Source organism: Mycobacterium sp. 852002-51613_SCH5001154 (genome assembly GCF_001667425.1).
GTDB lineage: Bacteria > Actinomycetota > Actinomycetes > Mycobacteriales > Mycobacteriaceae > Mycobacterium.
The window spans coordinates 40,724-58,347 of the sequence record NZ_LZII01000043.1 but is presented as its reverse complement, the minus strand read 5'-3'; the positions used below and the strand labels follow the sequence as shown (position 1 = coordinate 58,347).

Below are 17,624 nucleotides of genomic sequence, written 5' to 3'. Positions count from 1 at the left end.
AAAGCCGGCCCCGTAGCGGATAATCACCGGTGTGCCCGGTCACGGGCGGCGCAACCGCCGACTAGCTCCCAGCTTCGCCGCGGCCGCAACGGGTTACGCGGCCACCGCCATGCTGGGATCCCCGGCGTGGGCCATGCCGACCGACACCGCCGACGCGCCCACCCCATGCTGGTCGGACCAGATCGCGGTCACCGCCTCGTCGACGCAGGCCGCGGTCGGCCACCGCGCGGCGACCCTGGTGTTCAGCCTCGCCGGGGGCGCGGAGCCCTGCACGCTGACCGGGTACCCCGGGGTCGACTCGGGCGCGGGCGGGCCGCCCATACACGCCCAGCCCACGCTGCGCGGCTACATGGGGGGCCTGCCGGGGGGCGCCGAGGTGCCGCCCACCGTCATCCTGTCCCTGTCCACCCAGGCGCAGGCCATCGTTGAGGGCACCGCCATCGACGTCAACGGCGAGCCCTGCCCCACCTATACCGAGCTGCTGGTCAACCCGCCGGACACGACCGTGGTGCTGACTGTGCCGGCCGCCATCGATGCCTGCGCGTTGCAGGTGCATCCGGTAACGCCCGTCTGATCGACGTCACGACTCGGCTTGCACCAAGCAGTAGACCCGCGGCGGCGTGGGATACGCGTTGGCCTTTGTCCCCGGCGGACACTGCGTTTCGTCGGCGCTGCCGTCGATGCGCTTGTCGACCCTTAATCTTGCGTAGCGTGCTTCACCGCAATCGGCCGGTGTCAACGTCGTCGTCTCACGCTGGCCCGTCCTCAGGTAGCAGAGTCCTTGTTTGAGGTTCGGGACAAAACACAGCGTGTGGGATTCGTTGGTGAGGCGCGCGTAAACAGAGCCGCCGCGCTTGTTGTCGGGGCACGTCGCCGTCGGCCCGCCTATGGAGGCGAGCTCATAGGTCGCCACAGGATCACCGCAGTCGGTCGGTTGGTTGAGCGAACCCATTTGGACCTCGAATTCGGTGAAGCACTGACCGATTTCGGGCATCGCGGCTCTGGCCGATGGGGTTGGCTGGGCGGTCGTGTGCGAGCCACGATCGTCGCGCGACACGGCGCGCGCAACGTGGACGAGGACGTTCAGCCCGCCCAACGTCAACAGCACGATACCGATGGTGATCAGCGCGATGGCCGACTTGCTCGCCGGCCGCGGTGGCGGTACCGCGGGAGGGTAACCGGGATAGGGCGGTGGAGCGGGATACGGGCCCGGATACTCGATGGCCGGAGGCGGCGGCCGATACGGGTAGCCGGGGTGGTACGGCGGCGGGGACTGCCGACGCCTGCGCGAGCGCTCTAGAAGGCCAATGATCAGACAGACCAAGCCGACTGCGGGAAGGCCGACCGCGAAGATCAATCGGCCGGCTAGCTCAGCCGATTCGTCCGAGGCCAGATACGCGACGGTCACGACGGGATTCTAGGTTGATGAAGTGGGCGCGGGCACTTCACCGGCCGCGGGTGGCAGGCCCTAGGGTCGGGTGTCATGCGTCGCATGCGGGCCCTTTCCGCCGGGATGGCGGCCGCCGGCTTCCTGGCGGTCGCGTCGCTGGCCGCGTGCGGCGGCGGCGCGTTGACCCCTGAGTCGGTGGTGGTGAACGGCGGTGAACCGCCGAACCCGCTGATTCCGACCGGCACGAACGACAGCCTCGGCGGGCGGATCCTGGATCGGCTGTTCGCCGGTTTGGTGTCCTACGACTCCGCGGGCAAGCCGTCGCCGGAGGTGGCGCAGTCGGTAGAGACAACCGACAACATCGACTACCGAATCATCCTCAAGCCCGGCTGGAAGTTCACCGACGGCTCACCGGTGACGGCCCATTCGTTCGTCGACGCGTGGAACTACGGGGCGCTGAGTACCAATGCCCAACTGCAACAAAGCTTCTTCAGCCCGATCGTCGGGTACGACGAGGTCGCCGGCCTGACCGGTGGCGGAAAGCCGACCCGGACCACCATGTCCGGGCTGCAAGTGGTCAACGATCTCGAGTTCGATGTGCGGCTCAAGGCGCCGACCGTCGACTTCACGTTGCGGCTTGGACACAATGCGTTCTACCCGTTACCGGACAAGGCTTTTCGGGACATGGCCGCGTTCGGCCGCAACCCGGTCGGCAACGGGCCGTACGAGTTGGCGAACGGTCCCGACGGGCCGGCCTGGGAACACAACGTCAAGATCGACTTGAAACCCAACCCCGACTACCACGGCAATCGCAAACCCCATAACAAAGGTCTGAGGTTCGAGTTCTACGCCAACCTGGACACCGCCTACGCCGATCTGCTGTCCGGCAATCTGGATGTGCTGGACACGATTCCGTCCAGCGCGCTGACGATCTACCAGCGTGACCTCGGCGGCAACGCCGCGAGTGGGCCCGTCGCGGTCAGCCAATCGCTCGACACGCCATTGCGGTTGCCGCACTTCGGCGGCGCAGAAGGCCGACTGCGCCGCCTGGCGCTGTCGGCGGCCATCAACCGGCCGCAGATCTGCCAGCAGATCTTCAACGGCACCCGCAGCCCGGCCCGCGATTTCACCGCCAGCTCGTTGCCCGGCTTCGATCGGAACATCCCGGGCAGCGCCGCATTGGACTTCAACCCCGAACGGGCACGCCAACTTTGGGCGCAGGCCAACGCGATTTCGCCCTGGAGCGGGCGGTACTGGATCGCATACAACGCCGACAGCGGCCATCAGGAATGGGTGGACGCGGTGGCCAACAGCATCAAGAACGTGCTGGGCATCGACGCCGTCGGCGCGCCGCACCCCACGTTCGCGGGCTTCCGCACCCAGATCACCAACCGCACCATCGATACCGCGTTCCGCGCGGGCTGGATCGGTGACTACCCGTCGATGATCGAATTCCTGGCCCCGCTGTACGCCACGGGGGCGGGATCCAATGACGTCGGGTACTCGAGCCGGGAATTCGACGCCGGGTTGGCCGCCGCCGAGGCCGCGCCAAATCTGCAGCAAGCGGATGTGCTGGTCAACGAGGCACAGCGAATCCTGTTGCACGACATGCCCGCTGTGCCGCTGTGGTACTACATCGCGGTGGTCGGATGGTCGCCACAGGTCGGTAGCGTCAAGCTCACCTGGAACGGTCTGCCCGACTACGAGAACATCGTCAAGGCTTGACAGATGGGTTGGTACATCGCGCGCCGGATCGCCGTCATGGTGCCCGTCTTCCTCGGCGCCACGCTGCTGATCTACGGCATGGTCTTCCTGTTGCCCGGTGACCCGGTGGCCGCGATCGCCGGGGACCGCCCGCTCACGCCCGAGGTCGCCGCGCAACTGCGGGCCCGCTACCACCTCGACGATCCGTTCCTGGTGCAGTACCTCCGCTACCTCGGCGGCGTGCTGCACGGCGACTTGGGCCGGTCCTACTCCGGGTTGCCGGTGAGTGACGTTCTCGCACATGCCTTTCCGGTGACGGTGCGGCTGGCGCTGATAGCCCTGGCCGTCGAGGCGGTGCTGGGCATCGGGTTCGGCGTGATCGCCGGACTGCGCACGGGGGGAGGCTTCGATTCCACCGTCCTGATCGCCGGACTCGTCATCATCGCGATCCCCATTTTCGTCCTGGGGTTCCTTGCCCAATTCGTTTTCGGGGTGCGGTTGGGCATCGCACCGGTCACCGTGGGGGAGCGCTCGACGTTCGGGCGTCTGCTGCTACCCGGCATCGTGCTGGGCTCGGTGTCGTTCGCCTATGTGGTGCGGCTGACCAGGTCCGCGGTGGCCGCCAACGCGCACGCCGATTACGTCCGCACCGCCACCGCCAAGGGGTTGTCCCGGCAGCGCGTGGTGACGGTGCACATCCTGCGCAATTCGCTGATCCCGGTGATCACCTTCCTGGGCGCCGACCTGGGGGCGCTGATGGGCGGAGCCATTGTGACGGAAGGCATCTTCAACATCCACGGCGTCGGCGGTGTGCTGTATCAGGCCGTCACCCGGCAGGAGGCGCCGACAGTGGTGTCGATAGTCACGGTGCTGGTGCTGATCTACCTGATCACCAATCTGGCGGTGGACCTGCTGTACGCCGCGCTGGACCCGAGGATCCGGTATGGCTGAGCGGTCGGGTTTTTGGCGCGACACGTGGCGCGGGCTGCGCGGCCGCCCGAAGTTCGTCGTGGCCGGCCTGCTGATCCTGTTCATCGTCGCGGTCGCGATGTTTCCGGCGTTGTTCACCGGGGCCGACCCCACCTACGCCGACCCCGGCCAGAGCCTCCTTCCGCCCTCGAGCGCGCACTGGTTCGGCACCGACCTGCAGGGTCACGACGTCTACGCCCGCACCGTCTACGGCGCGCGGGCCTCGGTCACCGTCGGGTTGGGGGCTGCCCTGGTCGTGTTCGTCGTCGGCGGTGCGCTCGGCGCAGTGGCCGGGTTCTACGGAGGCTGGATCGACGCGGTGGTCTCCCGCATCAGCGACGTGTTCTTCGGCCTGCCGCTGCTGCTGGCCGCCATCGTGCTCATGCAGGTCATGCACCACCGCACGGTGTGGACCGTGATCGCCATCCTGGCCTTGTTCGGCTGGCCGCAGATCGCCCGCATCGCGCGCGGATCGGTGCTCGCAGTGCGCAGCAGCGATTACGTGCTCGCCTCGAAAGCGCTGGGGCTGAGCCGCTTTCAAATTCTGGTGCGCCACGCAATGCCCAACGCCCTTGGTCCGGTCATCGCGATGGCCACCATCGCCCTGGGCGTTTTCATCGTCACCGAGGCCACGCTGTCCTACCTGGGCGTCGGACTGCCAACGTCGGTGGTGTCCTGGGGCGGCGACATCAACCTCGACCAGACGCGGTTGCGGGCGGGCTCACCCATCCTGTTCTATCCCGCCGGCGCACTGGCGACCACGGTGCTGGCCTTCATGATGATGGGCGACGCATTGCGCGACGCCCTCGATCCGGCGTCGCGGGCGTGGCGGCCATGAACGACACGCCGCTGCTGTCGGTCGAGGGCCTCAAAGTAGGCTTCGGCGATCACGCTGCGGTCCGCGGCGTCGATTTCACCGTCTTGGGGGGCCACACGGTCGCGGTGGTGGGCGAGTCGGGATCGGGGAAGTCCACCACGGCGGCGGCGATCCTCGGGCTGCTTCCCCCCGGCGGCCGAATTACCGCCGGGCGCATCGTCTTCGACGGATCGGACATCGCCCGGGCCGACCGCCGGACGCTGCGCTCCATCAGGGGGCGCCAGATCGGCTACATACCCCAGGACCCGATGACCAACCTCAACCCGGTTTGGAAGGTCGGATTCCAGGTATCGGAAGCGTTGCGGGCCAACACCTCCGACCGGCGGACGCGGCGGCGCGCGGTGGAGCTGCTCGCGCAGGCGGGCATGGCGGACCCGGCGAAACAAGCGGGTCGCTATCCCCATCAGCTGTCCGGCGGCATGTGTCAACGGGCCCTGATCGCGATCGGGTTGGCGGGACGGCCGCGGCTGCTGATCGCCGATGAGCCGACGTCCGCGCTCGACGTCACCGTCCAGCGCCAGGTGCTCGACCACCTGCAGGAGCTCACCGCGGAGCTCGGCACCGCGCTGCTGTTGATCACCCACGACCTGGCGCTAGCCGCCGAACGCGCCGAGTCCGTCGTCGTGATGCGCGAGGGCGTCGTGGTGGAATCCGGTGCGACGCGGTCGATCTTGCGGGAGCCGCGGCACGAGTACACCCGGCGGCTGGTGGCCGCCGCGCCGTCGCTGACGGTGCACAGCCCGGCCCGGCAGCGTCCGGCGGATCGCGGGGCGTCCGACGACATCCTGGTCGCCTCGGAGCTGACCAAGGTCTACCGCGAGTCGCAAGGCGCGCCGTGGCGGCGAGCGGAATTTCGTGCCGTCGACGGGGTTTCGTTTCGGCTGCGGCGGGCGAGCACGCTGGCGATCGCCGGGGAGTCGGGTTCTGGCAAGTCCACCCTGGCGCAGATGGTGCTCGGCCTCCTGCCGGCGAGCTCGGGCACGGTCGTTTTCGACGGCACCCGCATCGACGACGCACTGGGCCGGGATCAGCAATTGGCCTTCCGGCGGCGGGTGCAGCCGGTCTTCCAAAATCCTTACAGCAGCCTGGATCCCATGTACACGGTGTTTCGCGCCATCGAGGAACCGCTGCGCATCCACCGCGTCGGCGACCGCGGGGAACGCGCGCGAGCGGTGCATGAACTCGTCGACCAGGTGGCGCTGCCGTCATCGGTTCTGGGGCGGCTGCCTCGGGAACTGTCGGGTGGCCAACGGCAGCGAGTCGCGATCGCCCGGGCGCTAGCGCTGCGGCCCGAGGTGCTGGTCTGCGACGAGGCGGTCTCCGCGCTCGACGTGCTGGTGCAGGCCCAGATCTTGGATTTGCTGGCCGAGCTGCAGGCCGAACTGGGCCTCACGTACCTGTTCATCAGCCACGACCTGGCGGTGATCCGGCAGATCGCCGACGACGTCTTGGTGATGCGCGCCGGTCGGGTGGTAGAGCAGTCCGCCACCGACGAGCTGTTCACCCGGCCCCGGCACGAATACACCCGCCGGCTGCTGGAGGCCATCCCGCACGTGCCGGCATCCGATCGTTGAAGCCGGGATAGGTTGGCAACCTGTGACGGCTGATCCACTCGCTCCGTTGATGGAGTTGCCGGGCGTCGCCGAGGCCAGCGACCGGGCCCGCGACGCGCTGGGCCGCGCCCACCGGCACCGAGCCAACCTGCGCGGATGGCCGGTGACCGCAGCCGAAGCGGCGTTGCGGGCGGCCCGAGCCTCGTCGGTGCTGGACGGTGGTCCAGTCCGGCTGGAAGACCTCGCGGACGCCGGGGCCGTCAGCGATCCGGTGTTCGGCGGGGCGCTGCGGGTGGCCCAGGCGCTGGAAGGCGGAGAGGGCCCCCTGGTCGGGATTTGGCGGCGGGCACCACTGCAGGCGCTGGCCCGCTTGCACATGCTGGCGGCGGCTGACCAGGTGGACGAGGACCGGCTGGGCCGGCCCCGCGCCGATGCCGGCGTCGGGCCGCGACTGGAGTTGCTGGCGGATTTGGTAAGCGGCGGCACCCAGGCGCCTGCGCCGGTGGTCGCCGCGGTCGCGCACGGCGAACTGCTGACGCTGAAGCCGTTCGGCAGCGCCGACGGTGTGGTCGCCCGCGCGGTGTCGCGGTTGGTGACCATTGCCAGCGGGTTGGATCCACACGGATTGGGTGTGCCCGAGGTGAGTTGGATGCGCCAGCCGGCCGACTATCGCGACGCCGCACAAGGCTTCGCGGACGGCACGCCGGCCGGGGTGGGAGCCTGGCTGGTGCTGTGTTGCCGGGCGATGCGGGCCGGCGCGCAGGAGGCTGTGACGATCGCCGAGTCGCTGTCGAACCGATAGCTGAATCGGTAGCCGGGCGGCCGCAGAAACGCCACCGGACAATACGAAGCGGGCGACGTCCCGAAGTATTCGGTCCGCCGCCCGCTAGCACGGAACTCGGTTACCATGCGTGCATTTCGGGGCTGCGTGGGTTGGCCTCGGCGATCTTGCGATGCTTCCGGTCGCAACCCCACCCAAAGGGCCGTCGACACCGTCCACATTTCGCAATTACGCAGGCCCGCAACACTTCTGCCATTATCGCGGCTATGACTCCGCGTGGGTGCCGAGCACCGTGCTGGGCGCCCGGGTCGGGAGATCGAACCTTCTCCTCCGGATCGACCTAGGCCTCACCGGGCTTCCGTGGTTCCTTTGTACTACTAGACCCTTAGCGCAGCAAGGCCCAATTTTGCAAAAATTGCGAAGCCATGCCGAAATGTGTTTGCTGACTTCCTTGGCCGGGGCTAGAACGCGAAGCGGCGCAACAGCGAATAGGTGACCGCGCCGGCGGCCAGCGCACTGACGCCCACCGCCGCGGTCGTCGCGATCGCCGCCCCCGACGGCGCCGGGATGCGGTCGCGCAGCGATACCGGTCGCGAAAACGACAGCACCGGCCAACCACGTTCGACGGCTTCCCGGCGCAATCCGCGGTCTGGATTCACCACGCTGGGATGGCCGACGGATTCGAGCATCGGCAGGTCGGTGATCGAGTCGGAGTACGCGTAGCAATGCTCCAGCGGGTAGCCCTCGCGGGCGGCCAGCTCGCGGATCGCTTGCACCTTGCCCTCGCCGTAGCAGTAGAACGCTATCTCGCCGGTGTACCGGCCGTCCTCGACGACCATGCGGGTTGCCATCGCGTGGGTGGCGCCGAGCGCCCGCGCGATCGGAGCCACGATCTCCTCGCCGGAGGCGGAGACCACCACCACGTCGCGGCCGCACAGTTTGTGGGCGGCGATCAGGTCCGCGGCTTCGGCGAATACCAGCGGCGTGACTATGTCGTGCAGCGTCTCGTTGACGATCGACTTGACCTGATCGACATCCCACCCGGTGACCATGTTGGTCATATGGAGGCGCATCCGGTCCATCTGGTCATGATCGGCACCGGAGAGCAGATAGATGAACTGCGCGTAGCTCGACTTGAGCACGGCGCGGCGGTTCAGCAGTCCCTGGTTGAAGAACGGTTTGCTGAACGCCAGCGTGCTGGACTTGGCGATGATCGTCTTGTCCAGATCGAAGAAGGCCGCGGTGCGGGCCCGGGAAGCGGACGTTGCCGCCGTGTGCTGCTCCGCGGCCGGGTCGAAGACGGTCACCGACCCAGCATAGGTCGGTCGCGCGGCGGCGCCGAGATTCTGGGCCCGAAAAGGCCGCTCAGCAAAGTGGGACCACTGGTAACGCCAGTGTTTTTGCGGCTCAACGTGTTCTTTCATAGAAAGAGCTATTGCGTTATCGCGGCTTGTCATGTGTATAGTAAGCATTACTCGGCCTGAGCCGAGGGTGTATCAGCCCGACCCCCCGGGGCTGATGCACGACGACCCTCGCCTCCTCCCCCCCTGGCGGGGGTCGTCCCTTTTCTGGGGTATTTTTCAGGTCTTTTCAAGGCCGGTTCCGCGCATACGGACCGCGCGACGCGACCGCTCAATTGGTTGCGGACATTCCATCTCCTTTACGCCGACCGAGCGCCGGTCGATGTCTTTGTGCACACTCGCGTCTCTATCCCCAGATCCGCATTTGGGACTGGCGTCCAACATCGCGAACCCGCCAGAGTGGGCGCGTGACGAGCACCTCCCCGCCCGAAGTGGGGGCTTCCGCGGGCCTCTTGGCGGTGCTGGCGGACCCGGGACTGCGCGGGGATTTGGATCGCGTGGCCGCGGCCGTCGGTGTCCGGGTGGTCCACGCCGGCGGCGCCCTGAGTCGCAAGACGTGGTCTGCCGCCGCGGCCGTGGTGCTGGACGAGGCAGCGGCCGACAGGTGCGGGCGGGCGACGCTTCCCCGCCGCCCGCATGTGATTGTGCTCACGGCGGCCGACCCGGCGACCGCGACATGGGCGGCTGCCGTTGCGGTGGGGGCCGGGCTTGTGTTGCGGCTGCCCGAGCAGGAGCGCGAATTGGTAGGCGCGCTCGCCGAGGCCGCCGAGTCGTCGCGCGACGACGGGTCGCGCGGCGAAGTCGTCGCCGTCACCGGAGGGTGTGGCGGGGCAGGCGCTTCGTCGCTGGCGGTCGCCCTGACGCAGGCCGCCACCGACGCGCTGTTGGTGGACCTCGACCCGTGGGGCGGCGGCATCGATCTACTGCTGGGCGCCGAGAGCGTGCCGGGCCTGCGCTGGCCGGATCTGGCGCTGCAGGGCGGCCGCCTCAACTGGCCGTCCGTACGTGCGGCGCTGCCGCGGCACCGCGGAGTCAGCTTCCTGTCCGGCACGCGGCGCGGATACGAGTTGGCGGCGGGGCCCGTGCAAGCCATCGTCGATGCCGGTCGCCGCGGCCCCGTCACGGTGGTCTGCGACCTTCCGCGTCGCCTCACCGATGCGGTGCAGGCGGCGCTTGATGCCGCCGACCTCGTGGTCGTGGTCAGCCGGTGCGATGTGCGCTCGTGCGCAGCGGCCGGCGCACTGGCTGCGGTGCTGGGCACCGTCAACCCCAACGTGGGATTGGTGGTGCGCGGTCCGTCGCCGGGTGGGTTGCGTGCGGGCGAGATCGCCGACATCACCGGGCTTCCGTTGCTGGCGTCCATGAGGGCGGAGCCGCGCTTCGCCGAGCAGCTGGAGCGCGGCGGCCTACGGGTCGGACGGCGATCCGCGCTCGCCGCCGCGGCCCGCGAGGTGCTAGCCGTATTACCGCGTGCCTCGTCAGGGCCGGCACGAAACGGCAGGGCCGCGTGAGTGGTTCGCTGATCGATCGGGTGCGTGAGCGGCTGGCCGCCGAAGCCGCCCCGCTGGGCGCTCCCGTGGGGCCGAGCGCCGTGGCCGCCGCGATTCGGGCCGAGTCCGGCGGGATGCTGGGCGACACGGAGGTGCTGGCCAATCTCCGGGTGTTGCAGACCGAGCTGACCGGCGCCGGCATCCTCGAACCGTTGTTGTGCGCGGACGGCACCACCGATGTCTTGGTCACCGCGCCCGATGCGGTGTGGGTCGACGACGGGAATGGTTTGCGCCGCACGCAAGTTCGGTTCGCCGACGAGGCGGCGGTGCGGCGCCTGGCACAGCGGCTGGCGCTGGCCGCCGGCAGGCGGCTGGACGACGCGCAGCCGTGGGTGGACGGCCAGCTCACCGGCATCGGCGCCGGGTTCGCGGTGCGCTTACACGCGGTGCTGCCGCCCGTGGCGGCCGCCGGCACGTGCCTGTCGCTGCGGGTGTTGCGGCCGGCCAGCCAGGACCTGGCCGCCCTGACCGCGGCGGGCTCCTTGACTCCCGAGGCGGCCGCCCTGGTCGCCGACATCATCGCCGCCCGGCTGGCCTTCCTGGTGTGCGGCGGCACGGGCGCCGGCAAGACGACCTTGCTCGCGGCAATGCTCGGTGCCGTCGCGCCCACCGAACGGATCGTGTGCGTCGAGGACGCCGCCGAGCTGGCGCCCCGGCATCCGCACCTGGTGAAGCTGGTCGCGCGGTGCGCCAACGTCGAGGGCGTCGGCGAGGTTCCGGTGCGCCAACTCGTGCGCCAAGCGTTGCGGATGCGGCCCGACCGCATCGTGGTCGGCGAGGTGCGGGGCGCCGAGGTGGTTGATCTGCTGGCGGCGTTGAACACGGGCCACGACGGGGGAGCCGGCACGGTCCACGCGAACAATCCGGCCGAAGTTCCCGCCCGGCTGGAGGCGCTGGGCGCGCTGGGCGGTCTCGATCGCGCGGCGCTGCACAGTCAACTCGCCGCGGCCGTGCAGGTGCTGTTGCATGTCACCCGGGATCGCAGCGGGCGGCGCCGGCTCGGTGAAGTCGCCGTGCTGCGCCAGATTGCGGGACGAGTCCGCGCGGTCACGGTGTGGCATGCCGAGGCGGGCTTGACCGACGACGCCGACCTCCTGCATCGCCTGTTGCAAAGCCGGATGCCGGCATGAACGGCCCGATAGCGGGCGCGCTGCTGTTGGCGCTCGCGCTCGTCGTCCTTCCGGCGTCACCGCGGCGCCGTCTCGCGCCGGCGCCGTCGGGCAGTCGGTGGCGCCCGCGCACCGGGCCGGGTGGGGCCGGCTGGTTTGCCGCGGCGGTCGTGGGCGCGGCCGCCGTGCTGGTGCCGTTGACGACGCTGCTGGCGGTCGCGGTCGTTGCGGCGACTGCGGGCCTGCGCTATCACCGCCGCCACCGCATCCGGTCCGCCCAGCGCGAGGGCCACGCGCTGGAAGGCGCACTCGACGTGCTCGTCGGCGAATTGCGGGTCGGGTCGCATCCGGTGCGCGCATTCGGCGTGGCCGCCGGTGAATCCGCCGGCGCGGTTGCGGAGTCGTTGCGGGCGGTGGCCGCCCGCGCCAGGTTGGGGGCCGACGTCGCGGCCGGCCTGCGCGTGGCGGCGAAGTCGTCTGCGCTGCCCGCACAATGGGATCGCCTCGCGCTGTGTTGGCAACTGGCCAGCGATCACGGCCTGGCGATAGCCACCCTGATGCGCGCCGCGCAGCGCGACATCGCTGAGCGGCAACGGTTCTCGGCGCGGGTGACATCGAACATGGCCGGTGCGCGCGCAACCGCGGTGATCCTGGCGGGCCTGCCGGTGCTCGGCGTGCTGCTGGGCCAACTGATCGGGGCGCGACCGCTGGCCTTCCTGCTGGGCGGGCACGCGGGCGGATGGCTCTTGGTGGTCGGTTCAGCCCTGGCGTGCGGCGGCCTGTTGTGGGCCGACCGCATCACCGATCGGCTCGAGTCATGACGACGGCGGCGGTGTTGCTGGCGGTGGCCGCGTGGATCGGCCCCGGTCCGTCGCTGGTGCGGGCGCGGGCGCGGATGCCGGTCCGCGAGCACCGAGCGCGCCCGGGGAGCGGGCCGGCGCACGGGCCCGACCCGCTGGCGGTGGCGTCCTGCCTCGACGTGCTGGCCGTGTGCCTGGGAGCGGGCATGGCGGTGGCCACCGCCGCGGCGGCCGCCGCGGCGTCCGCACCGCCGACGTTGGCCCGCGTGCTGCGGCGCGCGGCCGATCTGTTGGCGCTGGGCGCCGATCCCGTTGTCGCCTGGACGATTACGCCGGATGCGCGGGCCAACTCCGCTGATGCCCAGGCCGAAGCGTTGCTGCGGCTGGCTCGGCGGTCGGCGGCCTCGGGTGCGGCGCTGGCCGAGGGTGTCGCCGACCTGGCCGACCAGGCCCGTCACGACGCCGCGCACGCGGCCACCGCAACCGCAGAGCGCGCGGGGGTGCTGATCGCCGGACCGCTCGGATTGTGCTTCCTGCCGGCTTTCGTGTGCCTGGGGATCGTTCCGGTGGTGGCCGGGCTCGCCGGCAACGTCTTGCAGTCGGGATTGTGGTGAGAAGAAAGGGAAGCATTGCTGCACAACATGTTTCGAGGGCTACTGGCCCGCGTGACGGTCCTGGTGTCCGACGAGTCGGGCATGTCCACGGTCGAATACGCCATCGGCACGATCGCCGCCGCCGCCTTCGGTGCGATCCTGTACACAGTCGTGACCGGCGACTCCGTCGTGTCGGCGCTGACCAACATCATCGGTCGCGCGCTCAACACCAAGGTCTAGCCGGCGGTGCGGGTGCCAGCACCGTGGAGGCGGCGCTGGGCGTCGCCACGCTGGTCGTCGTGCTGGTGCTGTGTCTGGCCGGCGTCACCGCGGTGTCGATGCAGATTCGCTGCGTGGACGCCGCCCGCGAGGCGGCCCGGCTCGCGGCCCGCGGCGACGAACGCACGGCGCTCGGCGCGGCTCGCCGCATCGCCCCCGGCGGGGCGCGGGTCGAGGTGCAGCGCGACGGCGAGTTCCTGGTGGCCACCGTCGTCGCGCGCTCGAAGTTGTTGCCGGCGCTCGACATCGCGGCCAAAGCGGTCTCGATGGCGGAGCCGTCGGGATGATCGGGGCTCGGCCACCCTGGTCGCGGCCTGGATGGTCGCGGTGCTGCTGTGCGTCACGGGGGGCGGGGCGTACCTCGGTTCGGTGGTGGTGGCGCGGCATCGCGCGCAGGCGGCGGCCGATCTGGCGGCGTTGGCCGCGGCGGCCCGGCTGCCGGCGGGGGCCGAAGCCGCCTGCGCCCGCGCGACGGCGGTGGCCCACCAGATGCAAACCGGCGACGCCAGTTGTGCCGTGGACGATCTCGACGTCGTCGTCAGGGTCCGGGTGGCGGTCTTCGGCGGCGCGGCGATCGCCGCCGCGCGGGCGGGGCCCGTTAGCGGCTGACGCGGGCCCGTGCGTAATAGTCTGTCGACGTGGTGCCGCAGTGGCGGATCGGCCCGTTCGTGTTGCCGGTGCATGGTGTCTTCGTCGCGCTGGGCGTCCTGGCCGCCGCCGTCGTGTTCATCGTCGAGGCCCGCCGGCGCGGAGCGGTCAACGAACAATCGTTGGTGGCGGTGACCGGCGCCCTGGTCGGTGGCGCGGTGGGCATGCGCCTCTCCGGTTGGGCCGAGCACCTCGACGTCCGCCTCAACCCGTCGCTGCTACAGGCCTGGGAATTCGGGTCGCGCAGCATTCTGGGCGGACTGTGCGGCGCCTACCTCGGCGTCCTGATCGCCAAGCGCATCGGCGGCTACACCGGCAAGACGGGTGACTTGTTCGCTCCGGCGGTCGCGCTGGGCATGGCGATCGGCCGCGTCGGCTGCCACCTCACCGAAGCGCCGGGACGCCCGACCGGCCTGCCGTGGGGCATCCACGCCCCGGCCGGCACACCGAAATGTCCCGGTTGCCTCGCGGGCGTGGCAATGCACCCGTCGTTCCTCTACGAAATCGCCTTTCAGCTGGCCGCGTTCGCGGTCCTGCTGTGGTTGCGCAACCGGATAAGTCATCCGGGTGAGCTGTTCGTCCTCTACGTGGCGGGGTATGCGGTGTTCCGGTTCCTGGTCGAGTTCGTCCGGGCCAACGAGACCGTGTGGCTGGGCCTGACCCGGCCGCAGTGGTTTCTCCTGCCCTCGCTCCTGCTCATCGCCATCCGGCTGCGCCTGGGGTATCGGCGGGGCCACTACGACACCTTGCTGCGACGGGAGGCGGTTCCCGCATGACGAACCCACCGCCGGGTCCGCCTCCGCCGGACGGCTGGCGCCCCCCGGACTGGCCCCCACCCGGTTATCCCTATGACATGAACCGGCCCTACCCCGGCTGGCAACCGCCGCCGAGCAAGCCGAGCGGCGGCGAAATCTTCGGCGCGGCCATCGCCGGGATGGCGCTGTATGCCGGAATCAACACCGTCGTCGGCCCGCTGGTGCTGTTCGGGCTCGCCAATGCCGTCGCTCCGAAGATCGCCTTCGCGGCCGGAGCCGTCATGCTCGGGCTGATCGCGTTCGCAGGCGGGGGAGCGCTGTTGTTCGTGAAGACGAGTGCCTGGGCGAGGGGAATCGGCATGGGATTGATGATCGGCTGGGCACTCACCTCGATCTTCACCGTCGGCATCTGTACCGGATTGAACCCGATGCTCTATCACATCACCCGATGAGCGGCATGGAACTGCGGGGCGACCGAATCCACCGCTACGTCAACGCGTTTTGCCCCCAGTGTCACGCCGAGGAACCCGATCGTCCGCTGGGCGACGTGGCACGGCTCAGCGGCTGGCTGGCCGTGCGCGGCGACGGGCAGGTCTGGCTGGAACGGGGCTGCCCGAGACACGGGCTCGTTCGAACGCTGTACGACGAAGACCCCGAGATCCTTGCCTACCTCGAGGAGTGGACCGCGCCCACCAAGGCGCATGTCCCCGATGAGCCGGACAACTTCGACCCGATCCCGTCGGCCTATCTACGCGGCCTGCCGCCGATGCAGACTCAACACACCTGCATCCTGCTGGAGGACATCGCCGCGACCTGCAACCTGCGCTGCCCAACGTGTTTCGCCGATTCCTCGCCGGACCTCCGCAATGTCGTCGCGGTGGGTGACGTGCTGGCCAACGTCGACCAGCGGCTCGCACGGGAGAACGGCCGCCTGGATGTGGTGATGCTCAGCGGTGGCGAGCCCAGCCTGCACCCGCAGCTGCCCGAGCTGCTCGCCGAGCTCAGCTCGCGACCGATAACACGAATCCTGCTGAACACCAACGGTATCCGGATAGCTCAGGATGACGAGCTGCTCGACCTGCTCACCGAGCACCGGGAACGCACCGAGGTGTACCTGCAGTACGACGGGCTCTCGCCGGCCGCGCACCGCTATCACCGTGGCGGCGACCTATCGCGCCTCAAGGAGTCGGCGCTGCGGCGACTTTCCGAACGCGAGGTCTTCACCACGCTCGTGATGACGGCGGCACTCGGTGTCAACGACACCGAGATCGGCGACATCGTCAAGCTGGCGCTGGACACGCCCTATGTCGGTGGTGTTTGCATCCAGCCGCAATTCGGTTCCGGGCGTTCGGGTCTCATTGACCCGGCCAGCCGCCTCACCCACACCGGTGTGCTGAAGCGGTTGGGACCGCAGACGACCGGCCTGGTCACCTGGCGGGATCTGACCGCGCTGCCATGCTCGCACCCCCATTGCTGCTCGGTCGGGTACCTGCTTCGTGAGGACAACGGGAACTGGCGCTCGCTGGTCGCACTGATGGGCCACGACAACCTCAAGGACAAGCTGGGGTTGATCGCCAACCGGATCGCCGACTCCGACATTCCCCGGGAATTGCGGCTGGCCGTACGGGAATCCCTGATGGGGTTGCTGTCGGAGCAGTCTTCGTTGTCGCATCCTGCGATGTCGGACGTGTGGCGCATGATCTGCGAGAACTGCGATCTGGGCATGGCGACGTTGCTCACCGTGGCGTCGGCCGCCCTGCCGGGGCGGCGACGCCAACTGAGGCGGATGCTGGGTGAGCGTGTCGTTCGGGTCACGGTCAAACCGTTCATGGACATGTCCACGATGATCGAAGAGCGGCTGGTGCAGTGCTGCGTGCACGTCGGCACGAGGTCGTCGCAGGATCAGTGCGCGCCGTTCTGCGCGGTGCAGGCGTGGCCGCAACTCGGGGGCCAGCGGCTGTCGGTCGCCGCCGACCGCTTGCTGCCCGTCGTGGGTTAGGCCGTCGGGTCGGGGCCGCCCGAAAATCCGGCGGCGGCGAGTTCCTCTTCCGAGGGCAACCGCAGCGAGACCAGTCCGGCGTAGGTATCCGGTTCGAGTTCCACCCTGTTGACCGTGACGTGCACCGGCACCCAATCGTTGTCATGGCCGGGCATTCGCAGCACCCGGCTGGTCGCACCGTGGGCGAATTCTTCGGTCATCGAGGACACCAAGTGCTGATCGTCGGGGTGAACCTTCGGCTTGCCGGTCTCACTGCCGCGCCAGTCGTAGAACGTGCAGGGCTCGTCCAGCCATTTCAGCAAAGCCCAGTTCTTCAGGTCGATCAGCGCGCGGTGGACGCCGGCCTGAGCGAGCCCGCTCAGGATCCGTTGCGCCAGATCGTCTGTCGAGACCCCCGGGCCCTTGAGTTCGGCACGCCAATTGATCGCCCGCGCGACCAGGTGGTCCCGGCCGTCGGGCCCCGCCTCCAGGCCGGTGCGCGCGACGAAGCCGATCCGCATGGGGTTGCCCTGCCAATCGGTGAGATCCCAAGTGCTGCACAGTGTTTGGTCGGGCTCGGCCTTCACGGCCATGGCCAGCACCTTGGTCTCGTTGGGGTTGAGCTCGCGCGAGGGAAGGTCTTCCGCGAAGGCCCTGCCGAAGGTGACCTCGACTTCGGGATTTTTTCCGCTGTTGGCCAACGACTCCCGGGTGTCGGTGGCGACACCCATGGTCAGGTCCCACTTCAGCGGCCCGGGGGTCGGCCGCTCGGGCGGCTCGACGTCGGCGGGGCCGGTCCACACGTGCACCCCGTGGATATGGCCGTCGGACATCACCACCGGTTCGGTGCGAATGACGCGGTCGCGCTTGGGAGTGATGCTGGTCAAGCTCTGACCAGTCTGTACCGACTCGGCGATCGCCGTCCGAACCGCGGAGAGATAGGGACTGCGGCGCATGAACGTGGTGATCGGGACGAGATTTTTCAATTGGCGTCCCTGCGCCACCACGGTGGGTTCACCCCCCAGCGTCTCCACGAGCAACCAGTCGTGGCCCATGCCGCCGATTTTACGGCGACGGCCCGCATTGTTGGGACCTCGGGCCTACCGGCCATGTCGGCGCCGTCCGCGGGCCTTCAGCGTCGCCCCGCCGGTGAGCCGGTGAAACTTGCCAATGTTGTTGTGGCCTTGGTAGTTTGCTGCTGCGCCCGCGAGGTCGGGGTGTCGCCGCTCACCGATGAGCGTCCGTTGGCCCGTCAGCTGGCATCCGTGGGGTCGACC

The 17,624-nt window shown here is 69.4% G+C and carries 19 protein-coding genes; 16 read left to right on the top strand and 3 right to left on the bottom strand.

Annotated features, from left to right (window positions below):
* The first annotated feature begins 31 nt into the window (after positions 1-31).
* Positions 32-574 carry a DUF4232 domain-containing protein gene (locus tag A5750_RS11125; protein ID WP_197505409.1) on the top strand — a complete coding sequence of 181 codons (543 nt, stop codon included), beginning with the start codon at positions 32-34 and terminating at the stop codon, positions 572-574.
* A gap of 6 nt (positions 575-580) precedes the next feature.
* Here the strand turns inward: A5750_RS11125 and A5750_RS11120 are convergent, their stop codons facing one another.
* Complete coding sequence (locus A5750_RS11120; protein WP_067262735.1) at positions 581-1,408, bottom strand: hypothetical protein; 828 nt, start codon at positions 1,406-1,408, stop codon at positions 581-583.
* 75 nt (positions 1,409-1,483) lie between these two features.
* Between A5750_RS11120 and A5750_RS11115 the strand changes: the two genes are divergently transcribed.
* The 5 genes from A5750_RS11115 to A5750_RS11095 are packed head-to-tail and all read left to right on the top strand — an operon-like array spanning position 1,484 to position 7,295.
* Entirely contained in the window at positions 1,484-3,115 is a 1,632-nt protein-coding gene (locus A5750_RS11115) for an ABC transporter substrate-binding protein (protein ID WP_067262731.1), read from the top strand.
* A gap of 3 nt (positions 3,116-3,118) precedes the next feature.
* On the top strand, positions 3,119-4,045 hold the full coding sequence (locus tag A5750_RS11110; protein WP_067262727.1) for an ABC transporter permease: 927 nt from the start codon (positions 3,119-3,121) through the stop codon (positions 4,043-4,045).
* The gene (locus tag A5750_RS11105) at positions 4,038-4,901 is read left to right on the top strand and encodes an ABC transporter permease (RefSeq protein ID WP_067262723.1); all 864 of its coding nucleotides are present in this window, start codon (positions 4,038-4,040) and stop codon (positions 4,899-4,901) included. The genes A5750_RS11110 and A5750_RS11105 overlap by 8 nt, the downstream gene beginning before the upstream one ends.
* Positions 4,898-6,514, top strand: coding sequence for an ABC transporter ATP-binding protein (locus A5750_RS11100; RefSeq protein WP_067262884.1), 1,617 nt, complete (start codon positions 4,898-4,900; stop codon positions 6,512-6,514). Before A5750_RS11105 ends, A5750_RS11100 begins: the two co-directional genes overlap by 4 nt.
* Before the next feature lie 22 nt (positions 6,515-6,536).
* Positions 6,537-7,295, top strand: a complete 759-nt coding sequence (locus A5750_RS11095; protein WP_066955647.1) for an oxidoreductase — start codon at positions 6,537-6,539, stop codon at positions 7,293-7,295.
* Positions 7,296-7,735: 440 nt separating this feature from the next.
* Here the strand turns inward: A5750_RS11095 and A5750_RS11090 are convergent, their stop codons facing one another.
* Positions 7,736-8,581, bottom strand: a complete 846-nt coding sequence (locus A5750_RS11090) for an HAD-IB family hydrolase (RefSeq protein ID WP_066955644.1) — start codon at positions 8,579-8,581, stop codon at positions 7,736-7,738.
* Between the two features lie 512 nt (positions 8,582-9,093).
* Between A5750_RS11090 and ssd the strand changes: the two genes are divergently transcribed.
* Genes ssd through A5750_RS11040 form a run of 10 tightly spaced genes read left to right on the top strand, consistent with a single transcriptional unit; the run spans position 9,094 to position 16,368 of the window.
* Positions 9,094-10,146 (top strand): septum site-determining protein Ssd, encoded by a 1,053-nt coding sequence (ssd, locus tag A5750_RS11085; protein ID WP_066956013.1) that lies wholly within the window; start codon positions 9,094-9,096, stop codon positions 10,144-10,146.
* Positions 10,143-11,315, top strand: coding sequence for a TadA family conjugal transfer-associated ATPase (locus tag A5750_RS11080; RefSeq protein ID WP_066955641.1), 1,173 nt, complete (start codon positions 10,143-10,145; stop codon positions 11,313-11,315). The genes ssd and A5750_RS11080 overlap by 4 nt, the downstream gene beginning before the upstream one ends.
* On the top strand, positions 11,312-12,115 hold the full coding sequence (locus tag A5750_RS11075) for a type II secretion system F family protein (RefSeq protein ID WP_066955638.1): 804 nt from the start codon (positions 11,312-11,314) through the stop codon (positions 12,113-12,115). Before A5750_RS11080 ends, A5750_RS11075 begins: the two co-directional genes overlap by 4 nt.
* Positions 12,112-12,708 carry a type II secretion system F family protein gene (locus tag A5750_RS11070; protein WP_197505408.1) on the top strand — a complete coding sequence of 199 codons (597 nt, stop codon included), beginning with the start codon at positions 12,112-12,114 and terminating at the stop codon, positions 12,706-12,708. Before A5750_RS11075 ends, A5750_RS11070 begins: the two co-directional genes overlap by 4 nt.
* A gap of 27 nt (positions 12,709-12,735) precedes the next feature.
* Positions 12,736-12,927, top strand: a complete 192-nt coding sequence (locus A5750_RS11065) for a DUF4244 domain-containing protein (RefSeq protein ID WP_066955635.1) — start codon at positions 12,736-12,738, stop codon at positions 12,925-12,927.
* A gap of 23 nt (positions 12,928-12,950) precedes the next feature.
* Entirely contained in the window at positions 12,951-13,253 is a 303-nt protein-coding gene (locus A5750_RS25830) for a TadE family type IV pilus minor pilin (RefSeq protein ID WP_156659638.1), read from the top strand.
* 31 nt (positions 13,254-13,284) lie between these two features.
* A complete protein-coding gene (locus A5750_RS25825) occupies positions 13,285-13,575 on the top strand; it encodes an Rv3654c family TadE-like protein (RefSeq protein WP_369817289.1) in 291 nt (96 codons plus the stop codon).
* Between the two features lie 29 nt (positions 13,576-13,604).
* Positions 13,605-14,390: a prolipoprotein diacylglyceryl transferase gene (locus A5750_RS11050; RefSeq protein WP_066955632.1), complete on the top strand. Its 786-nt coding sequence runs from the start codon at positions 13,605-13,607 to the stop codon at positions 14,388-14,390.
* Positions 14,387-14,821, top strand: coding sequence for a hypothetical protein (locus A5750_RS11045; protein WP_066955629.1), 435 nt, complete (start codon positions 14,387-14,389; stop codon positions 14,819-14,821). Before A5750_RS11050 ends, A5750_RS11045 begins: the two co-directional genes overlap by 4 nt.
* Positions 14,822-14,826: 5 nt before the next feature.
* Entirely contained in the window at positions 14,827-16,368 is a 1,542-nt protein-coding gene (locus A5750_RS11040) for a radical SAM protein (protein WP_066956010.1), read from the top strand.
* On the opposite strand, the gene A5750_RS11035 is transcribed toward A5750_RS11040, so the two are convergent.
* Positions 16,365-17,402, bottom strand: coding sequence for a PAS domain-containing protein (locus A5750_RS11035; RefSeq protein ID WP_066955626.1), 1,038 nt, complete (start codon positions 17,400-17,402; stop codon positions 16,365-16,367). The genes A5750_RS11040 and A5750_RS11035 overlap by 4 nt on opposite strands.
* Positions 17,403-17,624: the final 222 nt, after the last annotated feature.